This window comes from Massilia sp. ST3 (assembly GCF_018119405.1).
Lineage (GTDB): Bacteria > Pseudomonadota > Gammaproteobacteria > Burkholderiales > Burkholderiaceae_D > Telluria.
In genome coordinates, this window is record NZ_JAGPWC010000022.1 from 1 (window position 1) to 24,484 (window position 24,484).

A 24,484-nucleotide genomic window follows, 5' to 3' on the forward strand; every position below is an offset into this window, starting at 1 on the left:
CAGCGATACGCAGGCAAACTTGGATCCCGGCCTTCGCCGGGATGACGGTCTTTAAGCTGAAGGCTGAAATACTGCTAGGGATAGCTCCAGCATCCCTAGCACGTCGTACGCGCCACTGGCGCCTGCGAAGGCCGGAACCCAAATTTACTCCGCCGACCACAATCCACAATCGAAGCCGAATGGTAAGCTCCGCCATCCTGGTCCAAATCCAACGAACCACCATGCCGGCGCGCCACCCGCTCTACCCGATCGCTTTTTGCCTTTCCATCAGCGCCAACGCAGCGGAAGCAAAACCGCCGGCCGATTGCGACGGCTTGCCCCGCCTCGCCGTCAAGACTGCCCCCGGCTTCTGCCTCGGCCTGGCTGCAGACAAGCTGAAAGCCCCCCGCGGTCTCGTCGTGCTCCCCGACGGCGACATCATCGTCACCGACATGGGCAGCTGGGAACCGGGGCGAGGAAGCGTCTGGCGGCTCAAGCGTGAAGGCGCCGGCTACCAGAAAACGCTGATGTTCACGCGCCTGGACCGCCCCAATAGCGCAGCGATCGGCCCGGATGGCAAGGTCTATATCGGCATGGCCGGCCGCGTCGCGCGTTTCAACCCAGGCGAGGCGGCGCCCGTGCTCACCGATGTGATTGGCGGCGCGTCCGGCACACCGGGGCTTCCGGCAAAAGGTCGCCACCTGCTGCCCGCCATCGTCTTCGATGCACAGGGAAACCTGTTCGTCAGCGTCGGCTCTGCCAGCGACCACTGTGAGGGTCCGGACGGCACGATGCCACCCGGCTCCACCTGCGCCGAACGCGTCGGCCCGGACGCACTCGGCGTCATCCGGCACTATGCGCTGCGTTGGCCGGAAGGGAAGGTGGCCCGCTGGGAGATCCATGCGCGCGGACTGCGCAATTCCATGGCGATGGCGATCGACCACCGCACGCGGACCTTGTGGCAAGGCGAGAACGCCCGCGACGGCATCCATGCCGCCATGCCCGCGCTAAAGAACGACAACGAACTGCCGCACGACGAGCTGAATGCGATCCGGCGCGGCGGCGATTACGGATGGCCGTACTGCTACGACCAGGGCGTGGCCAGCCCGGAATATCCGGCAGCAAGCTGCAAGGCCTATTTGCCGCCAGCCAGGTTGCTGCCCGCGCACGCCGCACCACTGGGCATGGTGTTCTATACGGGGAACCGGTTTCCGGCCGCCTTCCAGAACAGCCTCCTGATCACCTACCATGGCTATCGCAAGCATGGACACCGCGTCGTCGCCCTGCTCGACAAGGGCGGCGCCGGTCCCGCCGGGGCCAGCGTCACGCTCGTCACCGGGTCGCGCAGGCAGGTCAAAGGCATGGGCGCCCCGGTCGGCATCGGCCTTGGCCCGGACGGTGACGTCTACATCAGCGACGACCACGACGGCATCGTCGTCAAACTGCACCACGAGGTCCAGACGCCGGTCTCCCCGCATGGCGTTACGCCCGAACCGCCTCCAGCGCTACAATAGGCCGATGCGCATCCTCATCGTCGAAGACCATCCCGACATCCTGGCGAACCTGTACGGCTTCTTCGAGCCGAAGGGCCATGTGCTGGATTCCGCCCGCAACGGCTATGGCGGCCTGGCCCTGGCCTCGGAAAACGACTACGACGTCATCATCCTCGACGTCATGCTGCCCGGCCTGAACGGCCTGGAGCTGTGCCAGAAGCTGCGCACGGAACTGGGCAAGACCACGCCCGTTCTCATGCTGACGGCGCGCGACAGCCTGCCCGACAAGGTGGCCGGCTTCGACAGCGGCGCCGACGACTATCTCGTCAAGCCCTTCTCGCTGGTGGAGCTCGAGGTGCGCCTGAAAGCCCTGGTGCGGCGCTCCGCCGGCGCCCACGGCGTCAGCAGCACCCTGCGCTTCGGTGAACTCAGCTACGACCCGGATACCCAGGAAGCCGCGCGCGCCGGCGTGCCGGTCACGCTCACCAAGACCGGCTACGTCCTGCTGCGCACCCTGATCGCCGCCGCGCCGCGCATCGTTACCCGCGAAGCGCTGGAGCAGGCCGTGTGGGGCGAGGACCGGCCCGACAGCGATGCACTGCGCACCCACATCCACGCGCTGCGCCAGGCCATCGACAAGCCCTTCGCCACGCCGATGCTGCAGACGGTCGCCGGCGTCGGCTACAAGCTGGTCCAGCACGATGGCCCGCGCTGAATCGCTACGGCGGCGCATCGTCGTCGCCTTCCTCCTGTTCGGCCTCGTTTCCACGGTGCTGTTCGGCGTGATCGCCGCCGTGGCTGTCGAGGGCATCGAGGTCCAGCTGGTCGACAATCGGCTCGCCGCCGCCGCCGCGTGGGCGGCGCCGCGCCAGGCGGCCGGCCTGGGCGTGGACATGCCCTCCGGCCTGCGCTTCCACCGCAAGGACACCATTCCCGCGCCGCTGCGCGGCCTCGCCGACGGCGTGCACAAGATCGACGTCGGGGATACGCGCCTGCACGTGCTCGCAGGCCACGACGCGGCCGGGCGCTGGGTCCTGGTCGACCACGAGAGCGACTACGACAAGATCGAACTGGTCGTGTATTCCATGTACGCCGTATGCTTCTGCGGCTTCCTGCTGTTCGCCGCCATGCTGGGACGCTTTCTGGGCGCGCGCGTGGTGACGCCGATCCGCCAGCTGGCCGATTCCGTCGGCGCCGAGCGCCAGCCCACCCAGCTCACCACACGCCAGGACGAGCTGGGCGTGCTGGCCCGCGCGCTCGAGACCCATACCCGCGAACTGCGCGAAGTCCTCGACCGCGAACGCTATTTCACGGGCGACGTCAGCCACGAGCTGCGCAGTCCCCTCACCGTCATCATGGGCGCCGCCGAGATCCTGATGGACGGGACCCACCCCGCCGCCGTGCGCGCGCCGGCCGAACGCATCTACCGCGCCGCGCGCGAGGCGGCAGAATGCGTGACCGTGCTGCTGATGCTTGCGCGTGCGCCCGAGCTCAAGGCCCAGCCGCCGGTCGACGTCGACGACATCGCCGGCGACGAGGTCGAACGCTACCGGTCCCTGGTCGCGCACAAGCCGGTCAAGCTGCGCTACCTCGACGGCGAGGCCTTCAGTGTGCATGCCCCGCGCGAGCTGTGCGCCGCGGCGATAGGCAACTTGGTGCGCAATGCTTGCCAGTACACCGAGCGCGGCGAGGTTTCGGTGCTGGTGAGGAAGGGCCAGGTCGTGGTCGAGGACACCGGCCCGGGCTTGCCGGCGGCCGTGCGCGCCACCCTGGGCCAGGGCGGCGCCACGCCGTCCACCGGATCCTCGGGCACGGGACTTGGTCTCGCGCTTGCGCGCCGCATCTGCGACTACCTGGGCGCCCGCTTCGACTACGAAGACCGGCCCGGGGGCGGCAGCCGCTTCACGATCAGCTTTTTCCCGCCGGCCGGTCCAGGCTTAACGCCATCTTAACGCCGCGTTGACGCGCCATTGACGAGCAGCCCGCTATCTTGTGCGGGTAAGGCGGCCGCACCTGGCCACCCATGCTTCACGGTGGTATTACTTGGACAAGATCGTTTCACCGCGCATCAGCGCACCCATGCTCATCCTGGCGATGTCGCTGCTGCTCGCGACCGCCGGCAACCTCAGCTTCTGGTCCACCTTCGTCCACGCCGCAGGCGGACTGAGCTTGCCGCACCTGCCCCTGCTGGCCGGCGCCTTCGCCATCGTCGTCCTGTTCTTCAACGCGCTGCTGACCCTGGCCAGCTTCCGCTTCGTCGCCAAGCCGGTTTTGATCGCGGTGCTGCTGACGGCGTCCTGCGCCAGCTACTTCATCCACGAATACGGCATCGTGATCGACAAGGCCATGATCCAGAACGTGTTCGAGACCGACGTGCGCGAAGCGGGCGAACTGCTCAACTGGAAGCTCGCGCTGTCGGTCGGCCTGTCCGGTGTCCTGCCTTCGCTGTTCGTGGCGCGCGCCCGCATCCAGTTCCCGCAGGGCGTGCGCGGGGTGCTGCGCCGCTCCGGCATCGCCGCCGGCTCGCTGGCCCTGGCCGCGCTGCTGCTGGTCCTGTTCTTCAAGAGCCTGGCGCCGGCCCTGCGCGAGCACCGCGAGCTGCGCTACCTGCTCACGCCGACCAATTACATCCAGGCCCTGCACGGCTACCTGCGCAACAAGTGGCGCGCGCCGGTGGCGATCGCGCCGCTGGGGCGCGACGCCGTGAAGGGCCGGGCCTGGGCCGGCCAGGCGCGCAAGACCGTGACCGTGATCGTGGTCGGCGAAACGGCGCGGGCCCAGAATTTTTCGCTCAACGGCTACGCCCGCGACACCAACCCGAGGCTGGCGCGCGAGTCCGGCCTGGTCAACTTCTCGAACGTGCAGTCCTGCGGCACCGCGACGGCGGTTTCGGTGCCCTGCGTGTTCTCGTCGCTGGGGCGCGAACGCTATGACGGCGACAAGGCCTACCATCAGGAGGGGCTGCTGGACGTGCTGGCGCATGCGGGCTTCCGCGTGGTCTGGCTGGATAACAACTCCGGCTGCAAGGGAGCCTGCGACCGCGTCGAGTTTCGCGACCTGTCCTCGCCCACGCCCGGCGCCGCCCATTGCGCGAGCGACGAATGCTACGACGAACGCCTGCTCGAAGAACTCCCGCAGCTGATCAAGGACGACAGCCGCGACCTAGTGGTCGTGCTGCACCAGAAGGGCAGCCATGGACCGGCTTATGCCAAACGCTATCCAGAGGGTTTCGGCCGCTTTGGCCCGGTGTGCGACACCAGCGAATTCGAGAAGTGCGCGCGCGAGTCCATCGTCAACGCCTACGACAACACCATCCTGTACACCGACACATTCCTGGCCCGGACCATCGCCCTGCTGCGCGGGACGGAAGGCGTGGACACGGCCATGCTCTATTTCTCCGACCACGGCGAGTCGCTCGGCGAAGGCAACATGTACCTGCATGGCGCGCCTTACCTGTTCGCACCCGCCGAGCAGACCCACGTGCCGATGATGCTGTGGATGTCGGAGCGCTTCAGCGAGCGTTTCAATATCGACCGCACCTGCCTGGCGGCGCGGCGCCAGCAGCCGCTCTCGCACGACAACGTCTTCCATTCGGTACTCGGCATGCTCGACGTGAACACAGCCGTGCTGAATCCCAAGCTCGACCTGTTCCATGCCTGCGTCCGCGGTTCCTGAAGCGGCGCGCGCACGATCAGCACCGCACCAGTTGTTGAGCAAGGCAGCCATCCGGCGCATCGCCGCCGGCCTGGCCGCCTGCGCCTGGCTCATCTACTGGCTGGGCGCCTGCACCGACGTCGACCTGCGCCTGGCCGACGCCATGTTCGATGCCAGGCTTGGCCTCTTCCCCTGGCGCGACGCGTGGCTGGCGGACACCTTCAACCACAGGATCCTCAAGGCGATCCTGACCGTGGCCGCGGCGTCAGGCGTCACTGCCGCCCTTGCGGATGCGATCTGGCCGCGCGCGCACCTCGCCGCCGTGCACCGCCTGCGCCTGCGTATCGTCGCGCTCTCGGCCGCGCTGGTGCCGCTCGCGACCAGCCTGCTCAAGGCCCACAGCATCGCGCACTGCCCCTGGGACCTGGCCCGCTATGGCGGCGCCGAACCCTATGTGCGCATCTTCGAGGCGCTGCCGCTGGGGACGGTGGCCGGACACTGCCTGCCGGCCGGCCATGCGTCCAGCGCCCTGTGGCTGGTGTCGCTCGTGGTGTGCTGGCTGCCCGGCGCGCCGCGCAGGGCGCTGCTGGCCGCCGCGCTCGCGCTGGCGGGCGGCTTCGCCGTCGGCTGGATGCAGCAGCTGCGCGGCGCCCACTTCCTGACGCATACCCTGTGGTCGATGTGGATCGCCTGCGCCATCGTGTTCGCGCTGGTGCTGCTAGGGCAGCGGTCCGGCAAACGGCAGGCGGACGCCATACTGGACGGCGTGCCAGGCTGAGGCCTGCCCCGCATCAGCGCGGGTTCCGCGGCTTGCGGCACCATGCGAAGACCCCACGACAGGAGACGACGATGGAGCAGCCGGCACTGCGCGACAAGCTGACGGAACCCATGAACGCGGGGCGGCTGACATCGTTATGACATATAGGTAATTTCGACAAGCTCATTCCCCCAAGACCTAGCCGTATCTATACTGTGTTCTCCTGACATCACACAAGCGCTACGATGATTCCGCTCCGTCCTGCCCTCCACACATCCTTGCTGGGGCTGGCCGCCTCCCTTGCGCTGGCATGCGCCTCGGCGGCCCATTCGAATCCGCTACCGGCAGGATGCGACCGGGGCGAACAAGGGCGCATGCCGCTCACCTTCACCGAAGACCTGCGTCCCATCGGGAAGGCCAGCATCAACGGCGAGAGCGTTCCCGTCATGCTGAGCACGGGCGCCCCGGAGTCGGTCGTGCTCAACAAGAAAGTCCTGGAGCGTCTCGGCATTGCCGTGCGCACTTCGAGCGGATTCATGGCGGCCCAGGATGCGCGCAACCCGACCGGCCAGGACATCATCCGCGACAACGTCCAGCACGCCATGCTCAAGGAATTCTCGTTCGGGCGCGCCAAGAGCCAGGACGTCGAGTACATGGTCGAGGACTTCATGGACGACAGCTTCGGCGTGCGCCTGGGCGCGCGCAGCCTCCTGCAGGCGGACCTGGAAATCGCCCTGGACGAGGGGCACCTCAAGTTCTTCAAGCCCGCCGGCTGCTTCAAGGAGCATCTGGCGTACTGGGATCCCGACGCGGTGCCGGTCACCGCGCGGGCCGATCCGTGGCAGCGCGATCCGCGCTTCGTGTTCAGCGTGCGCATCGGCGGCAAGGACGTCTGGGCCTTGCTCTCGACGGCGACTCCGTATTCCTACCTGCCCAAGGCGGTCGCCACCCGCCTGGGCCTGACGCCGGAGTCGCCCGGCGCCGTGCGCGAAGAACCGCTGCCGGGCCAGGACGCGGACCAGCCGGTCTGGAAGGTGCCGGTGGCGCAGATGGCCATCGGCGCCCTCGAGGTGAAGAACATCGACCTGCGCGTGATGGACTTGCCGCACTCGGGCGAGATCATGGTGCTGGGCGCCGATTTCCTGCACCGTCACCGCGTCTACATGGCGCGTGACCAGAAGCTGGTGTATTTCTCGCCGATCAAGCAGCCGAAGGTCTGGAAGCGCGGCTCGGTCAAGGTGATTCCGCAGGCCTTGGGCAAAGCGGGCTTGTAGGCGCCGCGCTCACTCGGTGGTGGCCGTGACCGGCGCCGCTTCCTTGGCCATCTTCTGCCCGCGGCTGATGCTGTCGCCATCGTTGCGGCGCAGGCGCCGGAACACGAAGGCCGAGATCACGGTGAGCACCGCCAGCGTGGCGAAGCCATGGTGCAGGGCGCGCGTCACCTGCGCGTGATCGGTCTGCGGCACGCCGCCCAGGAACCAGGCCGTCACGATCGACCCCGCCGCCAGGCCGAAGCTCATCGACAGCTGCTGGAATGAGCTCGAGATGGTGCTCGCCATGCTCGAGTCCTGCGGTTCGATGTCTGCATAGGCCAGGGTATTCATGCTGGAGAACTGCAGCGAGTTGAAGAAACCCTGCAGCAGGCTGATGGCCACGATCGCGTAGAGCGGCGTGCCCGTTCCCACCAGGGTGAACAGGGCGATGGTGAGGCCGATGCAGACCGTGTTCACCACCAGCACCTGGCGGTAGCCGAAGCGTCCCAGCAGCCTGGAGGCGAACAGCTTCATGCCCATGGCGGCTGCAGCCGCAGGCATCATCAGGAGGCCCGATTGCCAGGCCGGCAGTCCCAGGCCGAGCTGGTAGAGCAGGGGCAGCAGGAAGGGCAGGCCGCCGACGCCGAGCCGGGTGACGAAGCCGCCCAGCACCGCGATGCGGAAGGTGCGCACCTTCAGCAGCGCCAGGCGCAGCAGCGGATGCTTGATGCGGCAGGCGTGCCAGGCGTAGGCGCCCAGCAGGGCCGCCGACAGCGCGAACAGCAGGCCCGCCGTGAACGGCGCCAGCGTGTGCTCGCCGAAGACTTCCAGCAGCCAGGACAGGATGGCGGTGCCGCTGCTGAACAGGATCAGCCCGGGCACGTCGAGCGGCCGCCGCTCCTCGGCCTGGTAGTCCGGCATGTGGCGCCACACGAAGTAGAGCGCCAGCAGGCCGACCGGCACGTTGACGAAGAAGATCACCCGCCACGAGGTCCAGTGCACGATCAGGCCGCCCACCGTGGGGCCGAGCAGGGGACCGATCAGGGCCGGGATGATCACGAAGTTCATCGCGCCCAGCAGCTCGTTCTTGGGAAAGGTGCGCACGATGGCCAGGCGCCCGACCGGCATCATCATGGCCCCGCCCAGGCCCTGCAGCAGGCGCGCGGCGGTCATCATGCCCGCATTGAGCGACAGCCCGCACAGCACCGACGCCAGGGTGAAGACCGCGATCGCGATGAAGAACACGCGCCGCGTGCCGAAGCGGTCGGCCATCCAGCCGCTGACCGGAATGCCCACCGCCAGGCCGAGGATGTAGCTGGTGACGACCGACTTGAGGCTGAGCGGGGTGACGCCGAGGCTGGATGCGATGCTGGGGATGGCCGTATTGACGATGGTGGCGTCGAGCTGCTCCATGAACAGGGCAGTGGCGACCAGCCACGGCAGGTAGCGCTTGAAGCTTGCGGATGCGGTACTGGATGGGGTCAATCGGGCCTCGGCAGGGTCACGCGCCGCAGCGGGCGGTGTTGGCCGATTGTGTCACAAATCGGCGCAGGCCCGCGCCACGTGCGGACCTGCGCCGAGGAGCAGCGCGACAGCGGCTTAGAAGCGCCAGGCTGCGCGCGCCACCAGCCAGTTGGCGCCGGCGTTCGGGCTCTTGATGCTGCCGTTCGAGTAGTGCTGGAAGCGCAGGCCCAGGTCCCACTTCGGCGTGGTATAGCCGACGCCCACGTGGTCGGCGAACTGGAAGGCGGTCGACAGTTCCTTGTCCTCGTTCTTGTACAGCTTCGAGAACATGCTGATGCCGATGCCGGCCTCGGCATACCAGCCCAGCTTGTCGTCGGCCTGGTAGCGGAATACCGGGGTCAGGCCGGCCACGGCGATGGTCTTCTTCTGGCCCGGCACGTTGCGGTAGGCCTCGAGGCGCCAGGCGGCCAGGTTGGCGTCCCAGTAGCCCGACAGGTGGCGGCCGCCGGACGAGAACCAGCGCTGGTCCCAGTCCGACTGGACGGCCACGCGGGCCATTTTCTGCTGCGGATTGGTGCCGAATTCGACGGAGGCGGAATCGATCCAGCCATCGGCCGCATGGCCGGCCTGGGCGAACAGGGCGGCGCTGACGAAGCCCAGCGCGGCGCCGATTTTTTTCATCATCTTCATGTTTAGCCTTGGAAATGGAAGTGGAGCTCGTCAATGAGTCTGGCACTATTGGCGAATGCGGTATTGTACTTGTGTGAACAAAGTCGCGCTGACGGCCCCCAAGCCATGCGGCGCAGGTATCATAGGCGCCCGCCGCATATTGAACCGGATCGAACATGGCCGAACCAACCATCACTCCCCTGTATCCCCTTGCCGCCCCCATGGAGCGCCAGGTGGAAGCCGCCGTGCTGCCGCACGACCCCGTCGCCGAGCACATCGCCGCCCACCTGGGCGCGCCCTCCATGGTGTTCCACGACACCGTGGCCGACCCGGTCCAGGTCGACATCCACGTGATTCCCGCGGGACCGCAGTATCCCTTCCTGCGCCTGGTGACCTCGGGCATGAGCCAGAACGCGATGACGACACCGGAGGGCGCGCCGCCCTACGGCGAGCTGATGATGTCGCTGCCGCCCGACTGGAAGCTGGACGAGGAAGCGGTCAAGGACGAGCGCTGGTACTGGCCGGTGGCCCTGCTGCGCCACCTGGCCCACTATCCGCACCAGCAGGCGACCTGGATCGGGCTGGGCCACACGGTGCCGAACGGCAGCCCGGCCAAGCCCTACGCGAGCGGCGTCAAGTTCGAGGGCGCCATCCTGCTGCCGCCGGTGTCGGCGCCCGAACCCTTCCATTCGGTAAGCGTGGACGGCAAGGACGTGTATTTCCACTGCGTGGTGCCGCTCTACAAGGAGGAACTGGACCTGGTGCGCCGCCGCGGCTTCCCCGAGCTGCTCGACAGGTTCAACGACAAGAACGTCACCGACGTGGTGGTCCCGGACCGCGTGAACACGGTCAAGAAGAAGTTCCTGGGACTGTTCTGATGGACCGGCCCGTCGTTGCCTTTCTGGGCATCGGCCTGATGGGCGGGCCGATGGCGGCGCGGCTGGCGCAGGCCGGGCACCCGGTGCGCGCCTGGAACCGCACCCACGCCAAGGCCGAGGCCCTGCGCGGGCAAGGTGTCGATGCCCGCACGCGGCTGGAGGACGCCGTCGCCGGCGCGCACATCGTCATCTCGATGCTGGAAGCCGGTCCCGTGGTGGACGAGGTGATGCGCACCGCGTTGCCCGCGCTGGCGCCCGGCGCCCTGTGGATCGACATGAGCTCGACCCGGCAGGACGAGGCGCTGGCTTTCCACACCCTGCTGCTTGCCAACGGCTGCCGCTTCCTCGACGCGCCGGTGTCCGGCGGCGTGGGCGGCGCGGAGAGCGGCCAGCTGGCCATCATGGCGGGCGGCGCGCCGGCCGATTTCGACGAAGCCGCGCCGGTGCTGGCGGCGATGGGCACGCCGCGCCTGGTCGGTCCCGCGGGCAGCGGGCAGGTGGCCAAGCTGTGCAACCAGCTGATCGTGGGCGCGACCCTCAATGTAGTGGCCGAGGCGCTGCTGCTGGCGCAGGCCGCGGGCGCCGATCCGGCCCAGGTGCGCGAAGCGATCCGTGGCGGCTTCGCGGGCAGCCGCATCCTGGAGGTGCACGGCCAGCGCATGCTGGACCGGAATTTCGTGGCCGGCGGACAGGTGAAGAGCCAGCTGAAGGACTTGCACAATGTGCTGGCCGCCGCCGGCGCGGCCGGGCTGGCGCTGCCGGTGACCGAACTGGTGACGCGGCAGTACGAGGCGATCGCGGGGGACTTCCCGCAGGCCGATCACGCGGCGGCGCTGATTGCGCTGGAGCGCATGAATCCCGGGCAGCGGCTGGGCGATGCCCCGGACGTAGGGTTGGCGGCTACGCCGCCGACCCTACGGCTCAGGCCGCCGGCAGGCTCATTTCGACCAGCTTCACCCAGTAGCTGGCCCCGATCGGCAGCAGGTTGTCGTTGAAGTCATAACTTCCATTGTGCAGCTGGCACGGCCCCAGCCCGTGCCCGCCCGTGCGGTGCTCGCCTTCGCCATTGCCGATGAACACATAGCACCCCGGCTTTTCCTGCAGCATGAAGGCGAAATCCTCCGCCCCCATGGTCGGCTCGACATCCGTGTCGACCCGCTCCTGTCCCACCACCGCGCGCATCGCCTCGATGGCGAAGGCGGTCTGCTCGGCATGGTTCACCAGTGGCGGATAGTTGCGCTTGAAATTGAATTCGACCTTGGCATTGAAGCCGGCCGCCACGCCCGCGGCGATCTCGTTCATGCGGCGTTCGATCAGGTCCAGCACACCCGTCGTGAAGGTGCGCACCGTACCGACCAGCTCGGCTTCGTCCGGGATCACGTTGGTGGCGCTGCCCGCATGGATTTGCGTGATCGACAGCACCGCCGTGTCCAGCGGGTTCTTTTCGCGCGAGATGATGGTCTGCCAGCTCTGGGCAATCTGCACCGCCACCATCACCGGGTCGACGCCCCGGTGCGGCTGGGCCGCGTGCGCGCCCTTGCCGCGCACCACCACGCGGAATTCGTTACTCGAGGCCATCATCGGCCCGGCCACTACGCCGAAGCTGCCTTCGGGAATGCCCGGCCAGTTGTGCATGCCGTACACGGCATCCATCGGGAACTGTTCGAACAGGCCGTCGTCCATCATGCGCCTGGCGCCGCCGCCGCCTTCCTCGGCGGGCTGGAAGATCACGTAGACGGTGCCGTCGAAGTTGCGGTGCTGCGCCAGGTAGTGGGCCGCGCCCAGCAGCATGGCGGTATGGCCGTCATGGCCGCAGGCGTGCATCTTGCCCGGGTTGGTCGAGGCGTGCGGGAAGCGGTTCAGCTCCTGCATCGGCAGCGCATCCATGTCGGCGCGCAGGCCGATCGCGCGGCTGGACGTGCCGCCCTTGATGATGCCGACCACGCCGGTCAGCCCCAGGCCGCGCACGATGGGAATGCCCCAGGCCGTCAAGCGCTCGGCCACCATGTCGGCGGTGCGCACTTCTTCGTAGCACAGCTCCGGGTGGGCGTGCAGGTCGCGGCGGATAGCCTGCAACTCGGTCTGGAAAGCGAGTATGGGTTCCACTAGCTTCATCAGGGTCTCCTAATTTTGTCATGCAGCTTGTTGTGTTTGCATTGCATGATTTGAACTATTGTAGCCTGCCTCAAACAGTCTTGACAGAGGAGGGCGCAGAGCCCGTGGGAATCGTATAAAGTATTGGTTTCACGCAGTTTTTTCCTGCGGCCTCACCATACCAAAAGAACATGACCACCACCCAAGTCCGTGCGACCTGCCCCCACGATTGCCCCGATACCTGCGCCTTGCTCGTCACCGTCGAAGACGGCGTGGCGACCGAGGTGAAGGGCGATCCGGAGCATCCGACCACGGCCGGGGTGCTGTGCACCAAGGTGTCGCGCTACGTCGAGCGCACCTACCACGCCGACCGCCTGCTGTACCCGATGCGCCGCGTGGGCCGCAAGGGCGAGGGCAAGTTCGAACGCATCAGCTGGGACGAGGCGCTGGATACCATCGCCACGCGCCTGAAGGACATCGCCGCGCGCGATCCGCAAGCCATCCTGCCCTACAGCTACGCCGGCACCATGGGCCTGGTGCAGGGCGACTCGATGTCGCTGCGCTTCTTCAACCACCTGGGCGCCTCGCTGCTCGACCGCACCATCTGCGCCACGGCCGGCGCCACCGGCTACAAGTACACCATCGGCGGCTCGGTAGGCACCGACATCGAGGAATTCCAGAACGCGAAACTGATCCTGATCTGGGGCGGCAACCCGATCGCCTCCAACCTGCACTTCTGGATGCGGGCCCAGGAAGCCAAGCGCCGCGGCGCCACCCTGGTCGCGATCGATCCCTACCGCTCGCTGACGGCCGAGAAGTGCCATCAGCACATCGCGCTGCTGCCGGGCACCGACGCCGCGCTGGCGCTGGGCATGATGCACGTGCTGATCCAGGAAGACCTGCTCGACCACGACTACATCGGCAAGTACACGCTCGGCTTCGAGGAACTGAAGGCGCGCGCGCGCGAATGGACGCCGGAGCGCACCGCCGCCACCTGCGGCATCACGGTGGAAGAAGTGGTGGAGCTGGCGCGCCTCTACGGCCAGACCGCGAAGCGCGGCGAGGCTGCCGCGATCCGCATGAACTACGGCCTGCAGCGCGTGCGCGGCGGCGGCATGTCGGTGCGTAACATCGCCTGCCTGCCGGCCCTGGTCGGCGCCTGGCGCCACCCGGCCGGCGGCGTCCAGCTGTCGACCTCGGGCACCTTCCCGACCGACCGCGCGGCCCTGCAGCGCCCCGACCTGCTCAAGGGCCGCGCCCCGCGCACGATCAACATGACCACCATCGGCGACGACCTGCTCAAGGACGCCTCGCCCGAGTTCGGCCCCAAGATCGAGGCCGTCATCGTCTACAACGCCAACCCGCTGGCGATCGCGCCGGACTCCAGCAAGGTGCAGCGCGGCTTCGAGCGCGAGGACCTGTTCACCGTGGTGCTGGAGCACTTCCGCACCGACAGCGCCGATTACGCAGACATCCTGCTGCCGGCCACCACCCAGCTCGAGCACGTCGACGCCCACCTGGCCTATGGCCACCTGTACATGATGGCCAACAACGCGGCCGTGGCGCCGGTCGGCGAGGCCAAGCCGAACACCGAATTCTTCCGCCTGCTGGCGGCGCGCATGGGCTTCGACGACCCCTGCTTCAGCGAGACCGACGACCAGCTCGCGGCCCAGGCCTTCAACAAACAGGATGCGCGCGCGGTCCACTTCGACTGGGAATCGCTCAAGCGCAAGGGCTGGCAGAAGCTGAACATGCCGGCCGCCCCGTTTGCCGAAGGCGGCTTCCCGACCCCGTCGGGCAAGTGCGAGTTTTATTCGAGCACCATGGCGCGCGACGGACTCGACCCGGTCCCGGCCTATATCGCACCATATGAATCGGCCGCCTCCAACCCGGAACTGGCCGCAAGGTATCCGCTGGCGATGATCTCTCCACCGGCGAGGAACTTCCTCAACTCAACGTTTGTCAACGTGCAGAGCCTGCGCGCCACCGAGGGCGAGCCGCACCTCGATATCCACCCGAACGACGCCGCCGTACGCGGCATCGCGCATGGGGATATGGCGCGCATTTTTAACGACCGCGGCTCCTTCGTCGCCCGCGCACGCGTGACCGACAAGGCGCGTCCGGGGCTGGTGGTGGGCTTGTCCATCTGGTGGAAGAAGTTGTCCTCCGATGGCAAGAACGCCAATGAAGTCACCAGCCAGCGTCTGACCGACATGGGCAGGGCGCCCACTTTCTACGACACCCTGGTGCAGGTCGAAAAGGCCGCACCGACAACACGAGATGAAACCCTCTAGATTTTCCCAGGCCTTCCGGCCCATGATGGCCGCCGCAGCGGCGGCCCTGATGTTGTCAAGCTGCTCATCCCTCTCCTACTACAGTCAAGCCGCGCAAGGCCAGCTTGAATTGCTGACCGATTCGCGCCCCATCGACGACTGGATCGCCGATCCCGGCACCAACGTGAAACTGCGCCACCGTCTCGAGACGGCGCGCCAGATCCGCCGCTACGCGATCCAGGAAATGAAGCTGCCCGATAACGGCAGCTATACCAACTACACCCACCTCAAGCGTCCCTATGTGCTGTGGAACGTGGTAGCCACGCCCGAGCTCTCGCTCAAGCCCATGCAATGGTGCTTTCCGGTGGCCGGCTGCGTGAACTACCGCGGCTACTACAGCAAGGCCGAGGCCCAGGCCTTCGCCAAGGAGCTGCGCGCCAAGGGCCACGACGTCGAGGTGGGCGGCGTGCCGGCCTACTCGACCCTGGGCTGGTTCAGCGATCCCCTGATCTCGACCTTCATCAACTATCCGGACGCCCAGCTGGCGCGCATGCTGTTCCACGAGCTGGCGCACCAGGTGGCCTATGTGGCGGGCGACTCGCAGTTCAACGAATCCTTCGCCAGCGCGGTGGAAGAGGCCGGCGTGGAAGGCTGGCTGGAGCGCTTCGGCAACCCGGCCATGCGCGACGCCTACGACCGCTATGCGGCGCGCAAGAAGGATTTCCTGGGGCTGCTGCTCAAGTACCGCGGCGAGCTGGATCGTACTTACAAGAGCTTCGCCCCCGACAGCGACAAGCGCATCGCCAAGGCGCGCCTGTTCCTGGCCCTGAAGGACGACTACCAGGTGCTCAAGGCGAACTGGGGCGGCTATGCCGGCTACGACAAGTTCTTCGAGGAGCCGCTCTCGAACGCCCACCTGGCCTCGATCGCCACCTACAACGACTTCGTGCCCGCTTTCCGCGCCTTGCTGCAGCGCGAAAGGAGCTGGAACGGCTTCTACAAGGCGGTCAACCAGCTCGCCAAGCTCGACAAGGCGGACCGGCACCGGGTGCTCAAGAAGCTGGGCGCCACGACCACGCCGGCGCCGCTCGTGGTGCAGCGCAGCATGGTTGGCGCAAGGTAGAGGACGCGTTCCAATCGCGCCGAAAGCGCTTGCGCGTAGCAGCACTGCCCGATAGCATCATCATCAGCGATAACAAAGGCACAAGCTACGCGCGCGCGCGCGCAGCACCAGCCAGGCGCTCGACCACAACGATAACTATTTTCGAGACAGAGGCAACCAATGGACAAAATTTGGCTGAAGTCGTATCCCCCGGGCGTCCCTACGGAGATTGATCCAAATCAATACCGTTCATTGGTGCATTTGCTGGATGAGTCGTTCAGCAAGTACGCTGACCGCAACGCGTATGTGTGCATGGACAAGTTCATGACCTATCGCGAGCTGGATGCGTACTCGAAGAAGCTGGCGGCCTGGCTGCAAAGCCGCGGCATGGCGCCGGGCGCACGGGTGGCGATCATGATGCCGAACGTGTTGCAATACCCGATCGCCATCGCGGCCATCCTGCGCGCCGGCTTCACCGTGGTCAACGTCAACCCGCTGTACACCGCGCGCGAGCTCGAGCACCAGATCAAGGACTCGGGGAGCGAAGCGATCATCGTGCTGGAGAACTTCGCCCACACGGTGCAGCAGGTGCTGGGCAAGACCCCGCTGCGCCATGTGGTGGTGGCGAGCATGGGCGAGATGCTGGGCGGCGTGAAGGGCATGCTGGTCAACTTCGTGGTGCGCAGCGTGAAGAAGATGGTGCCGGACTTCGCCCTGCCGAACATGGTGCGCTTCAAGGACGCGCTGGCGCAAGGCAGCCGCATGCCGTTCAAGGCGGCCGAGCTGAAGGCGGACGACGTGGCTTTCCTGCAGTACACGGGCGGCACCACCGGGGTGTCGAAGGGCGCCACGCTCACGCACCGCAACGTGATCGCCAACCTGCTGCAGACCGAAGCCTGGGCCGCGCCCGGCCTGACGGGGATCGCGCCGGGCGAGCAGACGGTGACGATCTGCGCGCTGCCGCTGTACCACATCTTCGCGCTGACGGCCTGCGCGATGTGGGGCATGCGCAGCGGCGGCCTGAACGTGTTGATTCCGAATCCGCGCGACATCCCGGGCTTCGTGAAGGAGCTGGCCAAGTACCGCTTCCACATGCTGCCGGCGGTGAACACGCTGTACAACGCGCTGGTGAACAACCCGGAATTCGCCAAGCTCGATTTCTCGTCGCTGCAGTTCTCGGTGGGCGGCGGGATGGCGGTGCAGAAGACGGTCAACGACAAGTGGCGCCAGATCACCGGCACCGGCATCACCGAGGCCTACGGGCTGTCGGAGACCTCGCCGCTGGCGACCGCCAACCGCGGCGACGTGACGGACTTCACCGGCACCATCGGCCTGCCGGTATCGTCGACCGAGGTCGCGATCCTGGACGACGAGGGCCGCGAGCTGCCCCACGGCCAGGTCGGCGAGATCGCGATCCGCGGCCCGCAGGTGATGGCGGGCTACTGGAACCGGCCGGACGAGACGGCCAAGGTCATGACGGCGGAAGGTTTCTTCAAGACCGGCGACGTGGGCGTGATGGATGAGGGCGGCTACGTGAAGATCGTCGACCGCAAGAAGGACATGATCCTGGTGTCGGGCTTCAACGTCTATCCGAACGAACTGGAAGGCGTGATCGCCGCCCATCCGGGCGTGCTGGAATGCGCCGTGGTCGGCGTTCCCGACCCGCATTCGGGCGAAGCGGTGAAGGTGTTCGTGGTGCGCAAGGACCCGAACCTGACGACCGAGCAGCTGATGGACTACTGCAAGCAGCAGCTCACCGGCTACAAGAAACCGAAGTACATCGAATTCCGCGACGAGCTGCCCAAGACCAACGTCGGCAAGATCCTGAGGCGGGCGCTGAGGGACGAGAAGCAAGCGGCGTAGCTAGCGTAGCGGAATTCGGCTGGCGCGGGCCGCCCGGCAGGGCGGCTTGCGCTTTTTAATGGAACCAATATGGAAGGTAAGGCACAGATGGACAAATTTTGGCTTGGATCGTACGAGAAAGGCGTCGTGCCGGAAATCGACCCGACGCAGTACCGCTCCCTGACCCATTTGCTGGAGGAAGCCTTCCGCAAGTACGCGGACCGCAAGGCCTACGCCTGCATGGGCAAGTCCATCACCTATGCCGAACTCGATGCGATGTCGCAGCGCGTGGCGGCCTGGCTGCAGAACCGCGGCCTGAAGCCCGGCGCGCGCGTCGCGCTCATGATGCCGAACATCCTGCAATACCCGGTGGCGCTGGCGGCCGTCCTGCGCGCCGGCTACGTGGTCGTCAACGTCAATCCGCTCTACACCCCGCGCGAGCTGCAGCACCAGCTGACCGACTCGGGCGCCGAAGCCATCGTGGTGCTGGAGAATTTCGCACACACGCTGGAGCAGGTGGTTGGCAAGACGAGCGTCAAGCACGTCGTGATCGCCTCCATGGGCGACATGCTGGGCCTGAAGGGCCTGCTGGTCAACCTGGTGGTGCGCAAGGTCAAGAAGATGGTGCCGGGCTACTCGGTGCCGGGCGCCGTCGCCTTCAACCGCGTGCTGGCCGAAGGCGCGCGCCTGACCATGAAGCCGGTCACCATCGGCCATGACGATATCGCCTTCCTGCAGTACACCGGCGGCACCACCGGCGTGTCGAAGGGCGCCGTGCTCCTGCACCGCAACGTGATCGCCAACGTGCTGCAGAACGAAGCCTGGTTCGCGCCGACCCTGGCGCGCCTGAAGCCGGGCGAGCAGGCGCAATATGCCTGCGCGCTGCCGCTGTACCACATCTATGCGCTGACCGTGTGCGCCCTGATGGGCATGCGCACCGGCGGCATGAACCTCCTGATCCCGAACCCGCGCGACATCCCGGGCTTCGTCAAGGAGCTGTCCAAGTACCGCATCAACGTGTTCCCGGCCGTGAACACCCTGTACAACGGCCTGCTGAACAATCCGGAATTCTCCAAGCTGGACCATTCCAGCCTGATGGTCTGCCCGGGCGGCGGCATGGCGGTGCAGAAGCCGGTCGCCGACAAGTGGCTGAAAGTCACCGGCGCGCCGATCGTCGAAGGCTACGGCCTGTCCGAGACCTCGCCGGTGGTGGCGGCCAACCGCTGCGACATCACCGAGTTCACCGGCACCATCGGCCTGCCGCTGCCTTCGACCGAGCTGCGCATCCTGGACGAGCAGGACAAGGAAGCGCCCTACGGCACCGCCGGCGAGATCGCCGTGCGCGGCCCGCAGGTGATGGCCGGCTATTGGCAGCGCGACGACGAGACCGCCAAGGTCATGACCGCAGACGGCTTCTTCAAGACCGGCGACGTCGGCATCATGGAAGCCACCGGCTACACCCGCATCGTCGACCGCAAGAAGGACATGATCCTGGTCTCGGGCTTCAACGTGTACCCGAACGAAGTCGAAGGCGTGGTGGCGGGCCTGCCGGGCGTGCTGGAAGTGGCCTGCGTGGGCGTGCCGGACAAGCACTCGGGCGAAGCGGTCAAGCTCTACATCGTGCGCAAGGACCCGGCGTTGAGCGCCGAGGACGTCATGAGCTTCTGCAAGGAGCAGCTGACCGGCTACAAGCGTCCGAAGTTCGTCGAGTTCCGCGAAACCCTGCCGAAGACCAACGTGGGCAAGATCCTGCGGCGCGAGCTGAGGGATGAGAAGGCGACGCAGGCGGCGTGAGCTAACGCTGTGCATGCAGAACTTGGGTCCCCGCGAAGGCGGGGACCCAAGTTCCCCCGATCAGCCCCTAGCTTATCCTCTCCACCCCCACCTTCCCATCCTCCACCCGAAACGCCGCCAGCCTCTCCACCCCCGACCCCGCGTCGCGCACATTCTCCAGCCCCATGAAATGCGTGACCACCCCCTTGGGCGTCACTTCCATCAGCATGTACCCGCGCCTGTCGCTGCGCCCATACATCATGTGCGGATTGTTCGACACATGCGCCAGGGTCCTGGCCTGCGCGCGCGAGCTCGAGGTCACCGAGGTCCCGCAGAACTCCGTCGCCACCAGCGGATTGGCCTTCGACACCGGCCGCGCGAAGTCAAGCCGCAGCTCGCAGGCGTAGAAGGTGTGCACGTCCCCGCCCAGCACCACGGGATTCCTCGCCCCTGATTTCAACACCGATTCCAGCAGCCGGCGGCGCGCCAGCGGATAGCCGTCCCAGCCGTCGGTCCAGACCCGGTTCTCGCCCGGCGCGAACACGGGGAAGCTGCTCGACTGCGCCATCAGGGTCTGCTGCGCCAGGATGTTCCACTGCGCGCGCGAGGAGGCCAGGCCCGAGCCTAGCCAGGCTTCCTGCTCGCTGCCCAGCATGCCGCGCCGAGGATCCTGCAGGGCCGCGCACTCGCGCGCGAACATCGCGTTCGAGCCGCCCCGTCCCTTGCGCGGGCAGGCTTGCGCCGAGCGGTGCTGGCGGTTGTCGAGCACGTGGATGCGCGCCAGGCGACCCCAGTCGAGGCGCTGGTGCATGCGCAGTTGCGCGAAGCTTTTCACCGGCGGCAGGCGCAGCGGCATGTGTTCGTAGAAGGCCTGGTAGGCTGCCGCACGGCGCGCCGCGAAGTCCCGGGTGAGCAGCTCGTCGCGCCCGCTGGCATAGTCGTTGGCGACCTCGTGGTCGTCCCAGGTCACGATCCAGGGCGCGGCGCGGTGCGCTGCCTGCAGGTCCGGATCGCTCTTGTACTGGGCGTAGCGGCGGCGGTAGTCGGCCAGGGTGAAGGATTCGTTGGTACGGACGACGCGCTGCGGATGCTGCAGCTGGTAGGGCCCCCATTCATAGATGTAGTCGCCCAGGAAGGCCACCAGGTCCGGCGCGCTGCCGGCGATGTGGCGGTGCGCGGCGTAGCTGCCGAACTCCCAGTGCTGGCAGGAGGCCACGGCCAGCTTGAGCATCGCCGGGAGGGCGCCGGGAGCCGGCGCGGTGCGGGTGCGTCCCACTGGGCTGACGGCGTCGCCCAGCATGAAGCGGTACCAGTACCAGCGTTCCGGCAGCAGGCCCTTCACGTCGACGTGGACGCTATGCGCGAGCTCCGGCACGGCGGTGGCGCTGCCCTTGGCCGCGATGCGGCGGAAGGCTTCGTCCTCCGCCACTTCCCAGCGCACGGCCAGGGCAAGCGGCGGTCGCGGGTTCGCGTCGAGCGGATTGGCGAGGATGCGGGTCCACAGGATCACCGAGTCGGGCAGGGGAGAGCCCGATGCAACGCCGAGACTGAAGGGATTGGCGCCGGTGGCGCTGGCGGATCTGGCGAGCGAGGCCGCGGTGAGCGCGGCCGACCAGCGCGCTCCTTGCAGCAGGAACAGCCGGCGGTCCGTCATTCCCTATCGATGCGCGATCAGCGAATCGAGCGGCGGCAGCTGGCGCGGCTTGCGGTCCGGGCCGGTGGCCACATAGGTCAGGGTCGCTTCGGTCACCTTGACCACTTCGGCCTGCAGGCGGTTGCGCTCGGCATAGACTTCGACGCACACGGTGATCGAGGTATTGCCAACCTTGGTGATATCGGCGTAGAACGACAACAGGTCGCCCACGAACACCGGGTTCTTGAACAGGAAGGAGTTGACGGCGATGGTCGCCACGCGGCCGTTGGCGCGGCGGGTGGCCGGCAGCGAGCCGGCGATGTCGACCTGGGCCATGATCCAGCCGCCGAACACGTCACCGTAGACGTTGGCGTCGCTCGGTGCCGGCATGACGCGCAACTCCGGCATCTTTCCTGCCGGCAGTCGGGTGATGGATGGGGTGGTGTTTTCTGGCGTGGTCATCTTGAAATCTCGGTAAAAGCTACAATCGTCCCGAATTGAACCATAAATCACGAAGCCCTGCCATGCGACGCTCATCCGCGAGTTCCCTCCCACCGCCGCCTTCCGCTTCGGGCATGCCCCGCAACGACTGGGCCACCCTGCGCACGCTCTTCCCCTATCTGTGGGTGTACAAATGGCGCGTGCTGGCCGCCCTCGGCGCCCTGATCGGCGCAAAGATGGCCAACGTCGGCGTGCCGCTGGTGCTCAAGCAGCTGATCGACCAGCTGGCCATCGACCCCGCCCATCCGCAGGCCTTGCTGGTGCTGCCGCTCGGCGCCCTGGTCGCCTACGGCCTGTTGCGCCTGTCGACTACGGTGTTTACCGAGCTGCGCGAATTCCTGTTCGCGCGTGTGACCCAGCGCGCGGTGCGCACCATCGCCCTCAAGGTGTTCCGCCACCTGCATGCGCTGTCGCTGCGCTTCCACCTGAACCGCCAGACCGGCGGCATGACGCGCGACATCGAACGCGGCACGCGCGGCGTGAATTCGCTGATCTCCTACTCGCTGTTCAACGTGCTGCCGACCCTGGTCGAGATCACGCTGGTGCTGGGCTACCTGGTGATCAACTACGACATCTGGTTCAGCATCATCACGGCCGTGGCGCTGGCCACCTACATCGCCTTCACCGTCATCGTCACCGAATGGCGCACCCACTTCCGGCGCACGATGAACGACCTGGATTCGAAGGCCAACACCAAGGCCATCGATTCGCTGCTCAACTACGAGACCGTGAAGTACTTCGGCAACGAGGACTACGAGGCGAAGCGCTACGACCAGGGCCTGCAGAACTACGAGAACGCCGCGGTGCGCTCGCAGACCTCGCTGTCGGTGCTGAACACCGGCCAGTCCCTGATCATCGCCACCGCCGTCACCCTGATCCTGTGGCGCGCCACCGAGGGCGTGATCGCGGGCACCATGACCCTGGGCGACCTGGTGCTGGTGAACTCCTTCATGATCCAGCTGTACATCCCGCTCAACTTCCTGGGCGTGATCTACCGCGAGATCAAGCAAAGCCTGGCCGACATGGAGCGCCTGTTCTCGCTGCTCGACCAGAACCGCGAGGTGGCCGACTCGCCGGGCGCCCAGCCGCTGGTGACGCGCGGCGCCCAGGTCGAGTTCTCGCACGTCGAATTCAGTTATGAAACCAAGCGCCAGATCCTGTTCGACGTCGACTTCAGCATTCCGGCCGGCACCACGACCGCGGTGGTGGGGCACAGCGGCTCCGGCAAGTCGACCCTGTCGCGTTTACTGTTCCGCTTCTACGACGTCAACGGCGGCGCGATCCGCATCGACGGCCAGGACCTGCGCGAGGTCACCCAGCAGTCGCTGCGCGCGGCGATCGGCATCGTGCCCCAGGATACGGTGCTGTTCAACGACAGCATCGAATACAACATCGCCTATGGACGGCCAGGGGCATCGCACGAGGACATCGTCGCGGCGGCGCGGGCGGCATCGATCCACGATTTCATCGAGAGCCTGCCGGACGGCTACCAGACCATGGTGGGCGAGCGCGGGCTGAAGCTGTCGGGCGGCGAGAAGCAGCGCGTGGCGATCGCGCGCACCCTCCTCAAGAACCCGGCGATCCTGATTTTCGACGAGGCGACGTCGGCGCTGGATTCCAAATCCGAGCAGGCGATCCAGGCGCAATTGAAGGAGATCGCGAAGAACCGCACCACCCTGGTGATCGCGCACCGCCTGTCGACGATCGCGGATGCTCAGCAGATCATCGTGCTGGATCACGGCAGGATCGTGGAGCGTGGCACGCACGGCGCGCTGCTGGCGGCGCGCGGCTTGTATGCGCAGATGTGGGAAAGGCAGCTGGCCAGGCCGGATGAGGAACTGGCGTCGCCGCCGTTGGAGTTGCAGCAGGAGTAAGACGGCACCACTAGCCCCAAAACCGTCATCCCCGCGAAGGCGGGGACCCAAGTTTGCGTGCAGTTCGGTGCTGTATGCGTTCTCACTAAACTACGGAATTGGGTCCCCGCCTTCGCGGGGATGACGTTTACACGTACGTGTCCTACGTTTAGTAGGTATAGAACATCCGCTGAATATCCTTGGTGTTGCTCGTCCTGGTCAAGGCCAGCATCAGCAGGATGCGCGCCTTCTGCGGGCTGAGCGTATCCGCCACCACGAAGTCCAGCTGGTCGTCATTTGCCTCGCCGTTGCGCGCCACGATCCCCTGTCCCACCCGGCTCGAGCGCACGATCACCACGCCTTTTTCACGCGCGGCCACCAGCGCAGGCTTGGTCTTGGCCGGCAGGCTGCCGTTGCCCACACCCGCATGCACCAGCCCCTTGGCGCCGGCAGCCACCAGTGCATTGACCGCGACGGCACCCACGTTCGCATAAGCGTAAGCCACATCCACCTGCGGCAGCGCATCCAGCTTCGCGATATCGAATTCGGTGTCCACCGTGTGCTTGCGCGTCACCTCGCGGTAGAAGAAGGGCTTGCCGCCCTGGATGTAGCCGATCATGCCCAGCTCGGCCGCGCGGAAGGTGTCGGCAGTGGTGGTATTGGACTTGGTCACGTCGCGCGCGGCGTGGATCTGGTCGTTCATCGCGACCAGCACGCCCTTGCCGATTGCCGCCTGGCTGCCGGCCAGGCTGACCGCGTTGTACAGGTTGATCGGGCCATCGGCCGACAGCGCGGTCGAGGGGCGCATCGAGCCCACCATCACCACCGGCTTCTTGCTCTTGACGACCAGGTTCAGGAAATAGGCCGTTTCCTCCAAGGTGTCGGTGCCGTGGGTGACCACGATGCCGTCCACGTTCGGCTGGGCCAGCAGCACGTTGACGCGCTTGGCCAGCTGCAGCCAGTGTTCGTTGCCCATGTTTTCGCTGGCGATCTGGAACACCTGCTCGCCGGTGATGTTGGCGACCTTGGTGATCTCGGGCACGGCCTGGATCAGGGCCTGCACGCCGACCGTGGCGGCCGTATAGCCCACCGTGGTGGTGCTGGTGGCGCCGGTGCCGGCGATGGTGCCGCCGGTGGCGAGGATGGTGACGTTCGGCAGCTTGGCGGTTTGCGCCTGCACCACGGTCATCAGCAGGAACAGGAAACCGAACAGCGCGCTCGTGGCGCGGACGGATTTATGGAACAGCATGGACTTCTCCTAAACAA

At 66.7% G+C, this 24,484-nt stretch carries 19 protein-coding genes; 13 read left to right on the forward strand and 6 right to left on the reverse strand.

All coding sequences use genetic code 11. The features are described from left to right. The first annotated feature begins 221 nt into the window (after positions 1 to 221). The 6 genes from KBW98_RS09745 (at position 222) to KBW98_RS09770 (ending at position 7,157) form a co-directional block, all read left to right on the forward strand. On the forward strand, positions 222 to 1,493 hold the full coding sequence (locus tag KBW98_RS09745) for a sorbosone dehydrogenase family protein (RefSeq protein ID WP_211519935.1): 1,272 nt from the start codon (positions 222 to 224) through the stop codon (positions 1,491 to 1,493). Positions 1,494 to 1,497: 4 nt separating this feature from the next. Next, the gene (locus KBW98_RS09750) at positions 1,498 to 2,187 is read left to right on the forward strand and encodes a response regulator transcription factor (protein WP_211519936.1); all 690 of its coding nucleotides are present in this window, start codon (positions 1,498 to 1,500) and stop codon (positions 2,185 to 2,187) included. Then, positions 2,174 to 3,424: a HAMP domain-containing sensor histidine kinase gene (locus tag KBW98_RS09755; RefSeq protein ID WP_211519937.1), complete on the forward strand. Its 1,251-nt coding sequence runs from the start codon at positions 2,174 to 2,176 to the stop codon at positions 3,422 to 3,424. The genes KBW98_RS09750 and KBW98_RS09755 overlap by 14 nt, the downstream gene beginning before the upstream one ends. 91 nt (positions 3,425 to 3,515) lie before the next feature. Next, positions 3,516 to 5,147, forward strand: coding sequence for a phosphoethanolamine transferase (locus KBW98_RS09760; RefSeq protein WP_229429091.1), 1,632 nt, complete (start codon positions 3,516 to 3,518; stop codon positions 5,145 to 5,147). 34 nt (positions 5,148 to 5,181) lie between these two features. Continuing rightward, the gene (locus KBW98_RS09765; RefSeq protein ID WP_229429092.1) at positions 5,182 to 5,904 is read left to right on the forward strand and encodes a phosphatase PAP2 family protein; all 723 of its coding nucleotides are present in this window, start codon (positions 5,182 to 5,184) and stop codon (positions 5,902 to 5,904) included. Between the two features lie 353 nt (positions 5,905 to 6,257). Then, positions 6,258 to 7,157, forward strand: a complete 900-nt coding sequence (locus KBW98_RS09770; RefSeq protein ID WP_211519939.1) for an aspartyl protease family protein — start codon at positions 6,258 to 6,260, stop codon at positions 7,155 to 7,157. Between the two features lie 9 nt (positions 7,158 to 7,166). Here KBW98_RS09770 and KBW98_RS09775 read toward each other — a convergent pair whose 3' ends face one another. Both KBW98_RS09775 and KBW98_RS09780 read right to left on the reverse strand, forming a co-directional pair. Further along, on the reverse strand, positions 7,167 to 8,621 hold the full coding sequence (locus KBW98_RS09775) for a DHA2 family efflux MFS transporter permease subunit (protein WP_229429093.1): 1,455 nt from the start codon (positions 8,619 to 8,621) through the stop codon (positions 7,167 to 7,169). A gap of 114 nt (positions 8,622 to 8,735) precedes the next feature. Next, positions 8,736 to 9,290 carry an acyloxyacyl hydrolase gene (locus tag KBW98_RS09780; RefSeq protein ID WP_211519940.1) on the reverse strand — a complete coding sequence of 185 codons (555 nt, stop codon included), beginning with the start codon at positions 9,288 to 9,290 and terminating at the stop codon, positions 8,736 to 8,738. Between the two features lie 155 nt (positions 9,291 to 9,445). Here KBW98_RS09780 and KBW98_RS09785 point away from each other — a divergent pair, with 155 nt between their 5' ends. Continuing rightward, positions 9,446 to 10,147 (forward strand): suppressor of fused domain protein, encoded by a 702-nt coding sequence (locus tag KBW98_RS09785; RefSeq protein ID WP_211519941.1) that lies wholly within the window; start codon positions 9,446 to 9,448, stop codon positions 10,145 to 10,147. Then, entirely contained in the window at positions 10,147 to 11,142 is a 996-nt protein-coding gene (locus tag KBW98_RS09790; protein WP_211519942.1) for an NAD(P)-dependent oxidoreductase, read from the forward strand. The genes KBW98_RS09785 and KBW98_RS09790 overlap by 1 nt, the downstream gene beginning before the upstream one ends. On the opposite strand, the gene KBW98_RS09795 is transcribed toward KBW98_RS09790, so the two are convergent. After that, positions 11,069 to 12,262: a M20 aminoacylase family protein gene (locus KBW98_RS09795; protein WP_211519943.1), complete on the reverse strand. Its 1,194-nt coding sequence runs from the start codon at positions 12,260 to 12,262 to the stop codon at positions 11,069 to 11,071. The two genes, KBW98_RS09790 and KBW98_RS09795, sit on opposite strands and share 74 nt — an antisense overlap. A 170-nt stretch (positions 12,263 to 12,432) precedes the next feature. On the opposite strand from KBW98_RS09795, the gene KBW98_RS09800 reads away from it, so the two are divergent. The 4 genes from KBW98_RS09800 to KBW98_RS09815 all read left to right on the forward strand — a co-directional run bounded on the left by KBW98_RS09800 (position 12,433) and on the right by KBW98_RS09815 (position 19,252). Further along, positions 12,433 to 14,535: a molybdopterin-dependent oxidoreductase gene (locus KBW98_RS09800; protein ID WP_211519944.1), complete on the forward strand. Its 2,103-nt coding sequence runs from the start codon at positions 12,433 to 12,435 to the stop codon at positions 14,533 to 14,535. A gap of 25 nt (positions 14,536 to 14,560) precedes the next feature. After that, positions 14,561 to 15,637, forward strand: coding sequence for an aminopeptidase (locus tag KBW98_RS09805; RefSeq protein ID WP_211519988.1), 1,077 nt, complete (start codon positions 14,561 to 14,563; stop codon positions 15,635 to 15,637). A 159-nt stretch (positions 15,638 to 15,796) separates the two neighbouring features. Next, positions 15,797 to 17,479 (forward strand): long-chain-fatty-acid--CoA ligase, encoded by a 1,683-nt coding sequence (locus KBW98_RS09810; protein ID WP_211519945.1) that lies wholly within the window; start codon positions 15,797 to 15,799, stop codon positions 17,477 to 17,479. An 87-nt stretch (positions 17,480 to 17,566) separates the two neighbouring features. Next, on the forward strand, positions 17,567 to 19,252 hold the full coding sequence (locus KBW98_RS09815) for a long-chain-fatty-acid--CoA ligase (protein ID WP_211519946.1): 1,686 nt from the start codon (positions 17,567 to 17,569) through the stop codon (positions 19,250 to 19,252). Positions 19,253 to 19,319: 67 nt separating this feature from the next. Here the strand turns inward: KBW98_RS09815 and KBW98_RS09820 are convergent, their stop codons facing one another. Both KBW98_RS09820 and KBW98_RS09825 read right to left on the reverse strand, forming a co-directional pair. After that, a complete protein-coding gene (locus tag KBW98_RS09820) occupies positions 19,320 to 20,885 on the reverse strand; it encodes an alkaline phosphatase (protein WP_211519947.1) in 1,566 nt (521 codons plus the stop codon). 3 nt (positions 20,886 to 20,888) lie between these two features. After that, a complete protein-coding gene (locus KBW98_RS09825) occupies positions 20,889 to 21,326 on the reverse strand; it encodes an acyl-CoA thioesterase (RefSeq protein WP_211519948.1) in 438 nt (145 codons plus the stop codon). Between the two features lie 62 nt (positions 21,327 to 21,388). Here KBW98_RS09825 and KBW98_RS09830 point away from each other — a divergent pair, with 62 nt between their 5' ends. Further along, positions 21,389 to 23,239: an ABC transporter ATP-binding protein/permease gene (locus KBW98_RS09830; RefSeq protein ID WP_211519949.1), complete on the forward strand. Its 1,851-nt coding sequence runs from the start codon at positions 21,389 to 21,391 to the stop codon at positions 23,237 to 23,239. Positions 23,240 to 23,387: 148 nt separating this feature from the next. Here the strand turns inward: KBW98_RS09830 and KBW98_RS09835 are convergent, their stop codons facing one another. After that, the gene (locus KBW98_RS09835) at positions 23,388 to 24,467 is read right to left on the reverse strand and encodes a type II asparaginase (protein ID WP_211519950.1); all 1,080 of its coding nucleotides are present in this window, start codon (positions 24,465 to 24,467) and stop codon (positions 23,388 to 23,390) included. Positions 24,468 to 24,484 lie beyond the last annotated feature (17 nt).